A 14441-nucleotide genomic window follows, 5' to 3' on the forward strand; every position below is an offset into this window, starting at 1 on the left:
GAGAGATCAGGTGTCACCCGGCCACCCTATGATCAGAGCGCCGCCCCGAGCGGCTCCCCCTTGTCGCTCCCACCGGCTCCCCCGCCCACGAACGTCCGCCACAGCGCCGCGTACCGCCCGTCCAGGGCCAGCAGTTCCGTGTGCGTCCCGTCCTCCACGACGCGGCCCGCGTCGAGCACGACCACCCGGTCCGCCCGGGCCGCCGTGGTCAGCCGGTGCGCCACGACGAGCGTCGTCCGCCGGCCGGCCAGCCGGTCCGTGGCCTCGTTGACGAGGGCCTCGGTGGCGAGGTCGAGCGCCGCCGTGGCCTCGTCGAGCAGCAGGACGTCCGGGTCGACGAGCTCCGCGCGCGCCAGGGCGATCAACTGCCGCTGTCCCGCGGACAGATTGCGGCCGCGCTCGGTCACCGGGTGCAGATAGCCCCCGTCGAGCGTGGCGATCATGGCGTGCGCGCCCACCGCCCGCGCGGCCGCCTCGACCTCGGCGTCGCTCGCGTCCGGACGGCCGTACGCGATGGCGTCGCGTACCGTGCCCGGGAAGAGGTACGGCTCCTGCGGGACCACGCCGAGCCGGTGCCGGTACTCGACCGGGTCCAGGGTGCGCAGGTCCCGCCCGTCCACCAGGACCGCGCCGCCGGTCGGGTCGTAGAACCGGGCGACCATCTTGACCAGCGTGGACTTGCCCGCGCCGGTCTCGCCGACGAAGGCGACCGTCTGCCCGGCCGGAATGGTCAGCCGGACCCCGGACAGGGCCTGCGCCCGGCCGCCGGCCGCACCCTCGGGGGCCTCGGCGCCCGCGATGCCCTTGGCGGCCTCGGCGTCCGCCCCGCCGTACCGGAAGTGCACGTCGTCGAAGACGATCTCGCCCCGCAGCGCGGGCACCGGGCGCGGGTCCGCCGCCACCGGGGTGGACGTCCGCTCGCGCAGCAGCGACTGGATCCGGCCGAGGGAGACCGCCGCCTGCTGGTAGCCGTCGAAGACCTGGGAGAGCTGCTGCACCGGGGCGAAGAACAGGTCGATGTAGAGCAGGTAGGCCACCAGCGCGCCGGCGGTGAGCGTGCCGTCGTCCACCCGGCCCGCGCCCACGATCAGCACGGCGGCCGCGGCCACCGACGACAGCAGCTGGACGAACGGGAAGTACACGGATATCAGCCACTGGCCGCGCACCCGCGCCCGCCGGTAGTCGTCGCTCCGCTCGGCGAACCGGTCGGCGCCCGCCTCCTCGCGGCGGAACGCCTGCACGATCCGCAGCCCCGCCACGCTCTCCTGGAGGTCGGCGTTGACCAGGCCGACCCGCTCCCGGGCGAGCTCGTACGCCTTGACGCTCTGCCGCCGGAAGAAGAACGTCCCGACGACCAGCAGCGGCAGCGTCGCGAAGACCACCAGGGCCAGCTGGACGTCGATGACCAGCAGGGCCACGAGGATGCCGAGGAAGGTGAGGACCGAGACGAAGGCGGTGACCAGGCCCGTCTGGAGGAACGTCGACAGGGCGTCGACGTCGGTGGTCATCCGGGTCATGATCTTGCCGGTGAGCTCGCGCTCGTAGTAGTCGAGCCCGAGCCGCTGGAGCTGGGCGAAGATCTTCAACCGGAGCGCGTAGAGGACGCGTTCACCGGTCCGCCCGGTCACCCGGGTCTCACCGATCTGGGCCGCCCACTGGACGACGACCACCAGCAGCGCCAGCCCGGACGCGGCCCACACCGCGCCGAGCGCCAGCCGCTCCACGCCCTGGTCGATGCCGTGCCGGATCAGGACGGGCAGCAGCAGCCCGGCGACCGCGTCGACGGCCACCAGCAGCAGGCTCACCGCGAGCGGCGCGCCGAAGCCGCGCAGCAACTGGCGCAGGCCGTAGGCCCGTTCGGGGCGGGCGGCCTGCTCCTCGTCGATCGCGGGGGTGTCGGTGGCGGGCGGCAGGGCGTCGACCTGTGCGAGGAGTTCGGGGGTGGCGGGCATCCCGGTGAGGGAGCCGTGCGGGTCGGCGGGCGCCTTGTCCGCGTCACGGACCCAGAGCGCGGGGGTGACACCATCCGCCTGCTCCGCCTCGTCCGCCACGGTGTCCACGGGCGGTTCCGTGGCACCCGCCGGATCCCTGGGCACCCCGCCCAGCTCGTCGGGGTCGGTCAGCAGCCGCCGGTAGAGCGCGGACCGCTCCTGGAGCTCGTCCGCCGTGCCGACGTCCGCCAGCCGGCCGCCGTCCAGCACGGCGATCCGGTCCGCGAGCCCCAGCGTGGAGGCCCGGTGGGCGATGAGGAGCGTCGTCCGGCCCGCCATGACCCCGCGCAGCGCCTCGTGGATCTCGTGCTCGACGCGGGCGTCGACCGCCGAGGTCGCGTCGTCGAGGAGCAGCAGCCGGGGATCGGCGAGGATCGCTCGGGCCAGGGCGATGCGCTGGCGCTGGCCGCCGGAGAGGGTGAGGCCCTGCTCGCCGACCTTGGTGTCGTACCCCTCGGGCAGCGCCGAGATGAAGCCGTCGGCCTGCGCGGCCCGCGCGGCGGTGCGCACCTGCTCGTCGGTCGCTCCCGGCATGCCGTAGGCGATGTTGTCACGGACGCTGTCGGAGAAGAGGAAGCTGTCCTCGGGCACCAGCCCGATCGCGGCCCGCAGCGAGGCATGGGTGAGGTCGCGGACGTCGTGCCCGCCGATCCGGACGGCGCCGGACGTCACGTCGTAGAAGCGCGGGAGCAGCAGCGACAGCGTCGACTTGCCGCTGCCCGAGGCGCCGACGACGGCGACCGTCTCGCCGGGCTCGATCCGCAGCGAGACCCCGTCGAGGACGGGCCGCTCGGGGTCGTAGCCGAAGGAGACGTCGTCGAACTCGACGGTCGCGGGGGCGTCGGCGGGCAGTTCGTGGGCGTCGGGGCGCTCGTCGATCACCGGCTCGGTGTCGATCAGTTCGAGGACCCGCTCGACGCCGGCGCGGGCCTGCTGCCCGACCGTGAGGATCATGGTGAGCATCCGGACCGGGCCGACGAGCTGCGCCAGGTAGGTGGAGAAGGCGACGAACGTGCCGAGGGTGATCTGCCCGCGGGTGGCCATCCAGCCGCCCAGCGCCAGCATGGCCACCTGGCCGAGCGCGGGGACGGCCTGGAGCGCCGGGGTGTAGCGCGCGTTGAGGCGGACGGTGCGCAGCCGTCCCGCGAACAGCCTGCGGCTGACCTCGCGGAGCTTGCCGGCCTCCTGGGCCTCCTGCCCGAAGCCCTTGACGACCCGGACGCCGGTGACCGCCCCGTCCACGACCCCCGCGACGGCGGCGGCCTGCCCCTGGGCGTACCAGGTGGCGGGGAAGAGCTTGGTGCGGCTGCGGGAGGCGAGGAACCAGAGGGCGGGGGCGACAGCGAGGGCGACGACGGTCAGCAGCGGGGAGAGGACCGCCATCACGACCAGGGATATCAGGAAGAGGAGGATGTTGCCGATCATCATCGGCAGCATGAACAGCAGCCCCTGGATCAGCTGGAGGTCGCTGGTGGCGCGGCCCACCACCTGGCCGGTGGAGAGCTCGTCCTGCCGCTTGCCGTCGAGGCGCGCTATGGACGCGTACATCTCGGTCCGCAGGTCGTGCTGGACGTCGAGCGCGAGCCGGCCGCCGTAGTAGCGGCGGACGTAGGTGAGGCCGTAGACGACGACCGCGGCGACGATCAGGAGGGTCGCCCAGGGGGCGAGCGGGCGGGCGTGACCACCGATGACGTCATCGATGATCACCTTGGGTATCAGCGGGACGAGGGCCGTCACCGCCATGCCCCCGAGCGAGGACCCCAGGGCGAGCAGCACGGCCCGCCGGTACCGCCAGCAATAGCCCGTGAGCCGCCTGGCCCACCCCTGTCCGTCCGCTGCCTTCGCCGCCACCCCGGTCCTCCCGCCTCATATGCCTACCGGAAGGACCGAACGTTCGGAACGGCGGATTTCATCCCGCCGCAACAAACGGGGGTGGGTCAGCCCTGGGACCGCGCCGCCGCGCTGTGCCTACTGACCCGACCTGGCGGCCGCGATCTGCCGCGACATGATCGTCGTCAGCTCGTACGCGGTGTGGGAGGCGGCCACGGCCGTGATCTCGGCGTGGTCGTAGGCGGGGGCGACCTCGACGACGTCCGCGGAGACCAGGTTGCAGGAGGCGAGCCCGCGCAGGATCTCCAGGAGCTCGCGCGAGGTCATGCCGCCGGCCTCGGGGGTGCCGGTGCCGGGGGCGTGGGCCGGGTCGAGGCAGTCGATGTCGATCGATATGTAGAGCGGGCGGTCGCCGATGCGCTGGCGCAGCTGGTCGGCGACCTCGTCGGCGCCGCGGCGGTAGACGTCCGCGGAGGTGACGATGCCGAAGCCCATCTTCTCGTCGTCGGTCAGGTCCTGCTTGCCGTACAGCGGGCCGCGGGTGCCGACGTGGGAGAGGGCGGAGGTGTCGAGGATGCCCTCCTCGACGGCCCGGCGGAACGGCGTGCCGTGGGTGTACTCGGCGCCGAAGTAGGTGTCCCAGGTGTCCAGGTGGGCGTCGAAGTGCAGCAGGGCGACCGGGCCGTGCTTCTTGGCGACCGAGCGGAGCAGCGGCAGCGCGATGGTGTGGTCGCCGCCCAGGGTCATCATGCGGGCGCCGGTGCCGAGGAGGTCGTCGGCCGCGGCCTCGATCGTCTCGACGGCCTCGTCGATGTTGAACGGGTTCGCGGCGATGTCCCCGGCGTCCGCGACCTGCGCGAGGGCGAAGGGCGACGCGTCCTGGGCCGGGTTGTAGGGGCGCAGCAGGCGGGAGGCCTCGCGGATGGCGTTGCCGCCGAAGCGGGCGCCGGGGCGGTAGGAGACGCCGGTGTCGAAGGGCACGCCGACGACGGCGACGTCGGTGGTGCCGACCTCGTCGAGGCGGGGCAGCCGGGCGAAGGTCGCGGGGCCCGCGTAGCGCGGGATGCGGGACGAGTCGACGGGGCCGCGCGGTTCACGGGGGGCGTCGGTGGTCATGCGGGGAGCCTCTCGGATCGCTGCCTGGGACGTACCCGAGGGTAGGCAGGGGAGGGTGTTCCGCACATGTACGGAACTGTGCGTCCGGGCTCCTCTTATGGACATGCCGTCCATCGCGCGCCCGCCCTGGGGGAGAATGACCGCATGCCCACGCCGCAGCGCATACCCAGCCGTGCCGAGCTCATCGACCATCTGGTCCGGACCCGGATCGCGGGGGCCGTCGCGACGCCCCGGCAGAACAGCCTGGACCACTACCGCAAACTCGCGCACGGCGACCGGCTGTACTGGCTGGGCGTGGAGCTGGGTGACCGCTGGCGGGACGAGCAGGACGTGCTGGCCGTGATGGCCGAGCGGTGCGGGGTCAGCGACGACCCCGGGCTGCGCACCGGGCAGGACTCCATCGACCCCGGCCTGACCGTGGCCGCGCTGGAGCGCGCGGCCGTCCTCCTGCGCAAGGCGGCGGACGCCCGGCAGCGGGTGCTGTTCGCCACCGGCCACCCCGGCGGCCTGCTCGACGTGCACCGGACGACGGCCGCGGCCCTGCGCGCCGTCGGCTGCGAGATCGTCTCGGTGCCGAGCGGGACCGGAGCGGACGAGGGCATGGTGTACCAGGTCGCGGACGTGGCCGTGTTCGAGCGCGGGGCCACGCTGTGGCACACCCACTCCCCCGCCCCGATGGCGGCGGTCCTGGACGGCCTGGCCCGGGAGGGCCGCCCGCTGCCCGACCTGGTGGTCGCCGACCACGGCTGGGCGGGGTGCGCGGCGCAGCGCGGTATCGACACCGTCGGGTACGCGGACTGCAACGACCCGGCGCTGTTCCTGGCGGAGGCCGAGGGGCTGCTGCGGGTGGCGGTGCCGCTCGACGACCATGTCGTCGACCCGCGGTTCTACGAGCCGATGACGGCGTACCTGCTGGAGGCGGCGGGGCTGCCGGCGGCGGGCTGAGCCGCCGGCAGGCCCCGGTCCAAGGCGGTGGCTCAGGCCGTCCGCCGCCCGTTCCATCCCCGGACGCACAGCCAGGTGCCTCCGTACAGCACGGCGCCCTCCGCGACGCGCCAACCGAGCCCGGACATCAACCGGGCGTCCCCGGTGAGGTCCACGAGGTGCCGGTGCCAGAGGAACAGCAGCAGGGCCCCGAGGACGATGACGACGGCCCCACCGGCCATCAGCAGTATGTTGCGCATGAGTTCTCCCCTCCTCCGCCGAAGCGTACGGGGAAGATCACCGTGTTTCAGTCCCGCGGGCGGGGCACCCGTACCAGCCCCTCCTGGATCACCGACACCGCCAACTGCCCGTCCTGGGTGAAGATCCGGCCCCGGGCCAGCGCCCGGCCGCCCTGGGAGGTCGGGCTCTCCTGGTCGTAGAGCAGCCATTCGTCCGCGCGGAAGGGCCGGTGGAACCACATGGCGTGGTCGAGGCTGGCGCCGACGACGTCGCCGACCGCCCAGCCGCCGCGCCCGTGGGCGAGCAGGACGGAGTCCAGGAGCGTCATGTCGGAGACGTAGGTGGCCAGGCAGACGTGGAGCAGCGGGTCGTCGGCGAGTTTGCCGTTGGTCCGGAACCACACCTGCGACTTCGGCTCGCGCGGCTCGCCGAACCGGGCGAACGGCGGGTCGTCCACGTACCGCAGGTCGACCGCCGCCCGGGCCTCCAGCAGCCGGTCCACGACGTCCGGGCTCGCGAACCGGTCCGCGTAACGCGGCAGCATCTCGGCGGCCGTCGGCAGGGTGAGCGGATCGGGCGCGTACGGTGCCCGCTCCTGGTGCTCCAGACCCTCCTCGTGGGTCTGGAAGGACGCCGAGAGGTGGAAGATCGGGCGGCCGCGCTGGACGGCGACCACCCGCCGGGTGGTGAAGGAGCGGCCGTCGCGGATGCGGTCCACCGTGTAGACGATGGGGGCACCGGGGTCGCCGGGCCGCAGGAAGTAGGCGTGCAGGGAGTGCGGGAGCCGGTCGCCCGGGACCGTCCGGCCGGCCGCGACCAGCGCCTGCGCGGCGACCTGGCCGCCGAAGACGCGCGGGATCAGCGCGGGCCGGCTGGTGCCGCGGAAGATGTCCTCCTCGACGCGTTCGAGGTCGAGCAGGAGGAGGAGGTCCTGCAGCGGGGTGATCGGCTCGCTCACGTGCTGTTCCGGTCCGTTCCTCAGAGGCCCATGGACTTGGCGACGATGGAGCGCATGACCTCGCTCGTGCCGCCGTAGATCCTGCTGACCCGGGTGTCCGCGTACAGCCGGGCGATGGGGTACTCCATCATGTAGCCGTAACCGCCGTGCAGCTGGAGGCACTTGTCGATGACCACGGCGGCCCGCTCGGTGGTGAAGAGCTTGGCGGAGGCCGCGTCGGCGGCGCTCAGCTCGCCCGCGTCGTGCGCGTCCAGCGCCCGGTCGACGACGGCCTGCATGGCGTCGACCTCGGACTTGCAGTCGGCGAGGACGAACTTGGTGTTCTGGAACGCGGCCACCGGCTGCCCGAAGACGCTGCGGTCGCGCACGTACTGCTTGGCGAACTCCAGCGCGGCGGCGGACTGCGCGTACGCCCCCACGGCGATGCCCAGCCGCTCCTGCGGCAGGTTGTGGGCGAGGTAGGAGAACGCCTTGCCCTCCTCGCCGAGCAGGTCCTCGACGGGCACCTTGACGTCGGCGAAGGAGAGTTCGGCGGTGTCGGAGGTCTTCAGGCCCAGCTTCTCCAGCTTGCGGCCGACCGCGTACCCCTCGGACCGGGTGTCCACGACGAGCAGCGAGATGCCGCCGCGGCGGTCCTCGGGGGTGGGCGGCGCGGTGCGGGCGCAGACGATCACCCGGTCGGCGAGGACGCCGCCGGTAATGAAGGTCTTGGCGCCGTTGAGGACGTAGTGGGTGCCGTCCGCGGAAAGCTTGGCGGTGGTCTTCATTCCGGCCAGGTCGGAGCCGGTGCCGGGCTCGGTCATGGCGATGGCGGTCATCATGTCGCCGGTGACGAAGGACGGCAGCCAGCGCCGCTTCTGCTCCTCGTTCGCGTACGCGAGGAGGTACGGGAGGCAGAGCGCGGTGTGCACATTGCTGCCGCCGAAGCTGACGGCCGCCCGGGCGCACTCCTCGATGATGACGGCCTGGTACTTGAAGCCGGACTCGCCCGCGCCGCCGTACTCCTCGGGGACCTCGATGCCGAAGACGCCCAGCTCACCGAGCTTCTTGTAGAAGTCGCGCGGGGCCTGCCCGGCCTCGCGCCACTCGTCGTAGTACGGCACGACCTCCGCGGCGATGAAGTCGCGGATGGTCCCACGGAACGCCTCGTGGTCCTCGTTGAACACCGTCCGACGCACAACTACCCCCTCAACGGGGCCGGTTCCACCGTTCCCCCGGTCGGCTAAGCGCTTGCTCAGCGAAAGTTACCCGGCGGTCTCCTCGGCTGTCCAGATCCCGCCGGGCCCGGATGCCACCGGGCCGGGATGCCACCGGGCCCGGATCCCGTCCACCGCCCGTCCGGCCGGCTCACGCCCGCCCGGGGTCCGACAGCGCCCCGAGCGCGCCGTGCGCCAGCCGCCGCAGCAGCGCCGCGGTGGCCTCGCGGCCGGGCAGCCCGCCGGGGCGGCCGAGGTGCGGGGTGGAGTTGAGCAGGCCGAAGACCGCGTGCACGGCGGCCCGGGTGTCCGTCTCGGCGGCGCCGGGGTGGAGCGCGCGCACCACCTCGACCCACAGCTCGACGTACTGCCGCTGGAGCGAGCGCACCAGCTTGCGGTCCTCGTCGCGGAGCTGACCCAGCTCCCGGTCGTGGAGGATGATCAGCGCCCGGTCGTCCAGCGCGAAGTCGATGTGCCCGTCGATCAGCGAGCCCAGCACGACGGCCGGTCCCGCCCCCGCCACCTCGGCACCCGCCCGGCGCTCGCGCCCGCTCGCCAGGAGCCGGCCGCTGATGCCCACCAGCAACTCGGCGAGCATCGCGTCCTTCCCCGCGAAGTGGCGGTAGAGCCCCGGGCCGCTGATGCCGACCGCGGCCCCTATCTCGTCCACCCCGACCCCGTGGAACCCGCGCTCGGCGAAGAGCCGCGCGGCCTCCCGGAGGATCTGCTCACGGCGGGTGGGAGCGGGGACGGGCGCCCTGACGGCGGCGCCCTCTGCTGCTGCGGCGGGGCCGGCCGCCGCACGGGCCTGGTTGACGGGGTTCGCGCGGTTCACGAACCAAATTGTAGACAGCGCCGTTAGCGGGCGTTAACCTGAAGAAGATCTGTTAACGCTTATTAACAGCACGTGGAAACGGGCAAGGGAGCTTCGAGTCCATGCAGCAGGCACCGGCGCTGGTCAGCGCCGCAGATCCGGCGTCCGACGGCTGGCGCGGCAATGAGGCCGCGCACCACCGGCTGGTGACGGAGTTGCGCGAGAAACTCGCGACGGCCCGGCTGGGCGGCGGCGAGCGGGCGCGCGCCCGGCACACCGCCCGCGGCAAGCTCCTGCCGCGCGACCGGGTGGACACCCTGCTGGATCCCGGTTCGCCGTTCCTGGAGATCGCCCCGCTGGCGGCCGAGGGGATGTACGGCGGGGCCGCCCCCGCCGCCGGGGTGATCGCCGGCATCGGCCGGGTCTCGGGCCGCGAGGTGGTGATCGTCGCCAACGACGCGACGGTCAAGGGCGGCACGTACTACCCGATGACGGTGAAGAAGCACCTCCGCGCACAGGAGATCGCGCTGGAGAACCGGCTCCCCTGCCTCTACCTGGTGGACTCGGGCGGTGCCTTCCTGCCGATGCAGGACGAGGTCTTCCCCGACCGCGAGCACTTCGGCCGGATCTTCTACAACCAGGCCCGGATGTCCGGCGCGGGCATCCCGCAGATCGCCGCCGTCCTGGGCTCCTGCACCGCCGGCGGGGCGTACGTCCCCGCGATGAGCGACGAGGCGGTCATCGTGCGCGGCCAGGGCACGATCTTCCTCGGCGGGCCGCCGCTGGTGAAGGCGGCCACCGGCGAGGTCGTCACCGCGGAGGAACTGGGCGGCGGCGAGGTGCACTCCAAGGTGTCGGGCGTCACCGACCACCTCGCGGAGGACGACGCGCACGCCCTGCGGATCGTCCGCACGATCGTCTCGACGCTCGGCGACCGCGGCCCGCTGCCCTGGCGGGTGGAGCCCGTGGAGGAGCCCAAGGCCGACCCTGCCGGGCTCTACGGCGCCGTCCCCGTCGACTCCCGTACCCCCTACGACGTCCGCGAGGTCATCGCGCGGGTGGTGGACGGCTCCCGGTTCGCCGAGTTCAAGGCCGAGTTCGGGCAGACGCTGGTGACCGGCTTCGCCCGGATCCACGGCCACCCGGTCGGCATCGTCGCCAACAACGGCATCCTGTTCTCCGAATCCGCCCAGAAGGGCGCCCACTTCATCGAGCTGTGCGACCAGCGCGGCATACCCCTGGTCTTCCTCCAGAACATCTCCGGCTTCATGGTCGGCCGGCAGTACGAGGCCGGCGGCATCGCCAAGCACGGCGCCAAGATGGTGACGGCCGTGGCCTGCACGCGCGTCCCCAAGCTGACGGTGGTGATCGGCGGCTCGTACGGCGCCGGCAACTACTCGATGTGCGGCCGGGCCTACTCGCCCCGCTTCCTGTGGATGTGGCCCAACGCCAAGATCTCCGTCATGGGCGGCGAACAGGCCGCCTCCGTCCTCGCGACCGTCAAACGCGACCAGCTGGAGGCGCGCGGCGAGGAGTGGAGCGCCGAGGACGAGGAGGCGTTCAAGTCCCCGGTCCGCGAGCAGTACGAGACCCAGGGCAACGCCTACTACGCGACCGCCCGGCTGTGGGACGACGGCGTCATCGACCCGCTGGAGACCCGCCGGGTCCTCGGCCTCGCCCTCACCGCCTGTGCCAACTCCCCCCTGCCCGAACGCGACCCGAACGCGCCCGGCTACGGCGTCTTCAGGATGTGAGAGGAGACGTGACGATGTTCGAGAGTGTCCTGGTCGCCAACCGCGGCGAGATCGCCGTCCGGGTCATCCGCACCCTGCGGGAACTGGGCGTCCGCTCGGTCGCCGTGTACAGCGACGCGGACGCCGACGCCCGGCACGTGCGCGAGGCCGACACGGCCGTCCGCATCGGCCCGGCCGCCGCCGCGGAGAGCTACCTGTCCGCCGAGCGCCTGCTGGAGGCCGCCGCGCGCTCCGGCGCGCAGGCCGTCCACCCCGGCTACGGCTTCCTCGCCGAGAACGCCGCCTTCGCCCGCGCCTGCGAGGCCGCCGGGCTGGTCTTCATCGGCCCGCCCGCCGACGCCATCGACCTCATGGGCGACAAGATCCGCGCCAAGGCGACGGTCCGGGCCGCGGGCGTCCCGGTCGTCCCCGGCTCCTCGGGAAGCGGCCTGTCCGACGCCGAACTCATCGACGCCGCACGGGAGATCGGCACGCCCGTGCTGCTCAAGCCGTCGGCCGGCGGCGGCGGCAAGGGCATGCGGCTGGTCCGCGACGAGGCGCTGCTCGCGGAGGAGATCGCGGCCGCCCGGCGCGAGGCGCGCGGTTCCTTCGGCGACGACACGCTCCTCGTCGAGCGCTGGATCGACCGCCCCCGCCATATCGAGATCCAGGTCCTGGCCGACGGCCACGGCACCGTCCTCCACCTCGGCGAGCGCGAGTGCTCGCTCCAGCGCCGCCACCAGAAGATCATCGAAGAGGCGCCGAGCGTCCTGCTGGACGAGGCCACCCGGGCCGCGATGGGCGCCGCCGCCGTCCAGGCCGCCCGTTCCTGCGGCTACACGGGCGCCGGCACGGTGGAGTTCATCGTCCCCGGCGACGACCCGTCCGCCTACTACTTCATGGAGATGAACACCCGCCTCCAGGTCGAGCACCCGGTGACGGAGCTGATCACCGGCCTGGACCTGGTGGAATGGCAGCTCCGCGTGGCGGCGGGCGAGCACCTGGCCTTCACCCAGGAGGACGTCACCCTCACCGGCCACGCCATGGAGGCCCGCATCTGCGCCGAGGTCCCGGCCCGCGGCTTCCTCCCCTCCGCCGGCACCGTCCTCGCCCTCCACGAGCCGGAGGGCCCCGGCGTCCGCGTCGATTCCGGACTCACCGTCGGCACCGAGGTCGGCACCCACTACGACCCCATGCTCGCCAAGGTCATCGCCCACGGCCCCGACCGCCCCACGGCCCTCCGCCGCCTCCGCGCCGCCCTCGCCGAGACCACCGTCCTCGGCCTCGACACCAACACCGGCTTCCTCCGCCGCCTCCTCGCCCACCCCTCGGTCGTCTCCGGCAACCTCGACACCGGCCTCGTCGACCGCGACGGCCCGTCCCTCCTCGCGGACACAGTCCCCGACGAGGTCTACACCGCCGCCGCCCTCACCCGCCAGGCATCCCTCCAGCCCGCCCTCCCCCCGAACACCTGGACCGACCCCTTCTCCGTCCCCGACGGCTGGCGCCAGGGCGGCGAACCGGCCTGGACCCACCACCACCTGCGGGTGCCTGGGCAGGAGCCGGTGACGGTACGGGTGCGGGGGGCCGCGTCGGACGCGGAGGTGGTGCTGGACGCCGCATCCGCGCCGGGGGCGCAGGCCGCCCCTCCGGGCGGGGGCGGTGACGAGCCCTCGGGCGGCACGCCGCCCGGAGCCGGCGCGGAGCAGCCGGGCGGGACGGTCCCGGGGCGGCCGGGCCTCGTCGCTTCGACAGCCCCTCACGGCGGAGGCCCGAGCGCCTCCGGCGCGGAGCAGCCGGGCGGTGCCGCCGTCCCGTCCGCCGGCACCCGGCCCGAGGGCCGGGACCTCCCCGGCGACGGGCGGGAGCGGCCCGGCCCGGCGCCGTCCGCGAGCGGCCACGGCCGAGGAACGGCGCAGCCGGAACCGGCCGGAGCACCCGGAGCACCCGGAGCACCCGGAGCACCCGGAGCACCCGGAGCACCCGGAGCACCCGGAGCACCCGGAGCGAACGCCGTGCCCGCGCAGCAGGACACCGCCGCCCAGGCCGGTGCGGACGCCGGCGCTCCCGCCGCCGCCCGTCCCGGGGCCGCGGGTACCCCCGGCGCGGAGCGGTCGGCCGGTACGGTCCCGGCGCAGCCGGGTACCGCCGGGGCGGCCGCCCCGCCGCCCGCGCAGCAGGGCGGTCCCGGGGGCTCCGGGGGCTTGCCCCCGGTTTCGGGAAGGGGTGGGGCTGGGGAGCAAGCCGCCGCAGGCACCCCCCGCAAGGCCCGCCTCGTCCGTACCGCCCCGCACCGCCTCACCCTCCACCTCGACGGCCGCACCATCCCCTTCACCACCGGCCCCACCGAAGCCCCGCCCGGCGCCGGAACGTGGCTCGCCCACGAAGGCGACACCTGGCACATCGCCGACCACGACCCCATAGGACCCCGCGGCGCCGGAGCCGACGCACACGCCGGCGCGCTCACGGCGCCGATGCCGGGCACGGTCACCGTCGTCAAGGCGTCCGTCGGCGACAAGGTCACCGCGGGCCAGAGCCTGCTCGTCGTGGAGGCGATGAAGATGGAGCACGTCATCGCCGCCCCCCACGACGGCACGGTCACGGAGCTCGACGTCACCCCCGGCAGCACGGTCGCCATGGACCAGGTCCTCGCCGTGGTCACCCCGGACCTGCCCGCCCAGGAGGAAGCATGACGGCCGACGGCCTGCCCATGCCCGTACGGGACCCCGCCCTCCCGGAGCACGTCCGCATCCACGAGGTCGGCCCCCGCGACGGCCTGCAGAACGAGAAGGCGATCGTCCCGGTGGAGGTCAAGGCGGACTTCATCCGCCGCCTCGCCGCCGCGGGCCTGGGCACGATCGAGGCGACGAGCTTCGTCCGCCCGGAGTGGGTGCCGCAGCTCGCCGACGCCGAGCAGCTCCTGCCGCTCGTCGAGGACGTCGCCGCAGGCGTCCGGCTCCCCGTCCTCGTCCCCAACGAGCGCGGCCTCGACCGCGCCCTCGCCCTGGGCGCGCGGGAGGTCGCGGTCTTCGCCAGCGCCACCGAGTCGTTCGCCAAGGCCAACCTCAACCGGACGGTCGACGCGTCGCTGGCCATGTTCGAGCCGGTGGTGCGGCGGGCGAAGGACGAGGGCGCCCGCGTCCGCGGCTATCTGTCGATGTGCTTCGGGGACCCCTGGGAAGGCCCGGTGCCGGTCGAACGGGTCGCGGACGTCGGCCGCCGCCTGTACGAGATGGGCTGCGACGAGCTGAGCCTCGGCGACACCATCGGCGTGGGCACCCCCGGCCACGTCTCCGCCCTGCTGCGGGCCGTCAACGAGGCGGGCGTCCCCACCGACCGCCTCGCCGTGCACTTCCACGACACCTACGGCCAAGCGCTGGCCAACACCCTCGCGGCGCTGCACCACGGCGTGACCACCGTCGACTCCTCGGCGGGCGGCCTCGGCGGCTGCCCGTACGCGAAGAGCGCCACCGGCAACCTCGCCACGGAAGACCTCGTCTGGATGCTCCACGGCCTCGGCGTCGAAACCGGGGTCGACCTCGGCCGGCTCACCGCCACAAGCGTGTGGATGGCCGCCCACCTGGGACGGCCGAGCCCGTCCCGCACCGTTCGCGCCATCTCCCACCAGGAGTCATGAGC

General features: G+C 73.8%; 10 protein-coding genes. 4 read left to right on the forward strand and 6 right to left on the reverse strand.

The genetic code is table 11. The features are described 5' to 3' along the window. Positions 1-32 precede the first annotated feature (32 nt). Together HN013_RS12670 and speB are read right to left on the reverse strand one after the other, a co-directional pair. Positions 33-3842, reverse strand: coding sequence for an ABC transporter ATP-binding protein (locus HN013_RS12670; RefSeq protein ID WP_171166191.1), 3810 nt, complete (start codon positions 3840-3842; stop codon positions 33-35). 117 nt (positions 3843-3959) lie between these two features. Beyond that, on the reverse strand, positions 3960-4937 hold the full coding sequence (gene speB / locus HN013_RS12675) for an agmatinase (RefSeq protein WP_171166192.1): 978 nt from the start codon (positions 4935-4937) through the stop codon (positions 3960-3962). A gap of 144 nt (positions 4938-5081) precedes the next feature. Between speB and HN013_RS12680 the strand changes: the two genes are divergently transcribed. Continuing rightward, entirely contained in the window at positions 5082-5882 is an 801-nt protein-coding gene (locus HN013_RS12680) for a phosphatase (RefSeq protein WP_171166193.1), read from the forward strand. A gap of 32 nt (positions 5883-5914) precedes the next feature. Here HN013_RS12680 and HN013_RS12685 read toward each other — a convergent pair whose 3' ends face one another. The 4 genes from HN013_RS12685 to HN013_RS12700 form a co-directional block, all read right to left on the reverse strand. Then, positions 5915-6121 (reverse strand): hypothetical protein, encoded by a 207-nt coding sequence (locus HN013_RS12685; RefSeq protein ID WP_171166194.1) that lies wholly within the window; start codon positions 6119-6121, stop codon positions 5915-5917. A gap of 47 nt (positions 6122-6168) precedes the next feature. Then, the gene (locus HN013_RS12690) at positions 6169-7059 is read right to left on the reverse strand and encodes an acyl-CoA thioesterase II (RefSeq protein ID WP_171166195.1); all 891 of its coding nucleotides are present in this window, start codon (positions 7057-7059) and stop codon (positions 6169-6171) included. A 20-nt stretch (positions 7060-7079) separates the two neighbouring features. Beyond that, positions 7080-8237, reverse strand: a complete 1158-nt coding sequence (locus HN013_RS12695) for an acyl-CoA dehydrogenase family protein (protein ID WP_171166196.1) — start codon at positions 8235-8237, stop codon at positions 7080-7082. A gap of 169 nt (positions 8238-8406) precedes the next feature. Next, positions 8407-8979 carry a TetR family transcriptional regulator gene (locus tag HN013_RS12700; RefSeq protein WP_171166281.1) on the reverse strand — a complete coding sequence of 191 codons (573 nt, stop codon included), beginning with the start codon at positions 8977-8979 and terminating at the stop codon, positions 8407-8409. A 212-nt stretch (positions 8980-9191) separates the two neighbouring features. Between HN013_RS12700 and HN013_RS12705 the strand changes: the two genes are divergently transcribed. From HN013_RS12705 to HN013_RS12720, 3 genes are read left to right on the forward strand one after another with little or no spacing between them, the layout of a single operon-like run. Then, a complete protein-coding gene (locus HN013_RS12705; RefSeq protein ID WP_171166197.1) occupies positions 9192-10823 on the forward strand; it encodes a carboxyl transferase domain-containing protein in 1632 nt (543 codons plus the stop codon). A 14-nt stretch (positions 10824-10837) separates the two neighbouring features. Continuing rightward, entirely contained in the window at positions 10838-13495 is a 2658-nt protein-coding gene (locus HN013_RS32955) for an acetyl-CoA carboxylase biotin carboxylase subunit (protein WP_249374976.1), read from the forward strand. Continuing rightward, positions 13492-14439 carry a hydroxymethylglutaryl-CoA lyase gene (locus HN013_RS12720; RefSeq protein WP_171166198.1) on the forward strand — a complete coding sequence of 316 codons (948 nt, stop codon included), beginning with the start codon at positions 13492-13494 and terminating at the stop codon, positions 14437-14439. The genes HN013_RS32955 and HN013_RS12720 overlap by 4 nt, the downstream gene beginning before the upstream one ends. The last annotated feature ends 2 nt before the right edge of the window (positions 14440-14441 follow it).

Source organism: Streptomyces sp. I05A-00742 (assembly GCF_013055795.1).
In the GTDB taxonomy this organism is placed as follows: Bacteria; Actinomycetota; Actinomycetes; order Streptomycetales; family Streptomycetaceae; genus Streptomyces.

Excerpts from the sequence above, each read along its gene's own strand:
- HN013_RS32955 (WP_249374976.1), top strand. The coding sequence starts at position 10,838 with ATGTTCGAGAGTGTCCTGGTCGCCAACCGCGGCGAGATCGCCGTCCGG.
- HN013_RS12680 (WP_171166193.1), top strand. The coding sequence starts at position 5,082 with ATGCCCACGCCGCAGCGCATACCCAGCCGTGCCGAGCTCATCGACCAT.
- HN013_RS12705 (WP_171166197.1), top strand. The coding sequence starts at position 9,192 with ATGCAGCAGGCACCGGCGCTGGTCAGCGCCGCAGATCCGGCGTCCGAC.
- speB (WP_171166192.1), bottom strand. The coding sequence starts at position 4,937 with ATGACCACCGACGCCCCCCGTGAACCGCGCGGCCCCGTCGACTCGTCC.
- HN013_RS12720 (WP_171166198.1), top strand. The coding sequence starts at position 13,492 with ATGACGGCCGACGGCCTGCCCATGCCCGTACGGGACCCCGCCCTCCCG.
- HN013_RS12685 (WP_171166194.1), bottom strand. The coding sequence starts at position 6,121 with ATGCGCAACATACTGCTGATGGCCGGTGGGGCCGTCGTCATCGTCCTC.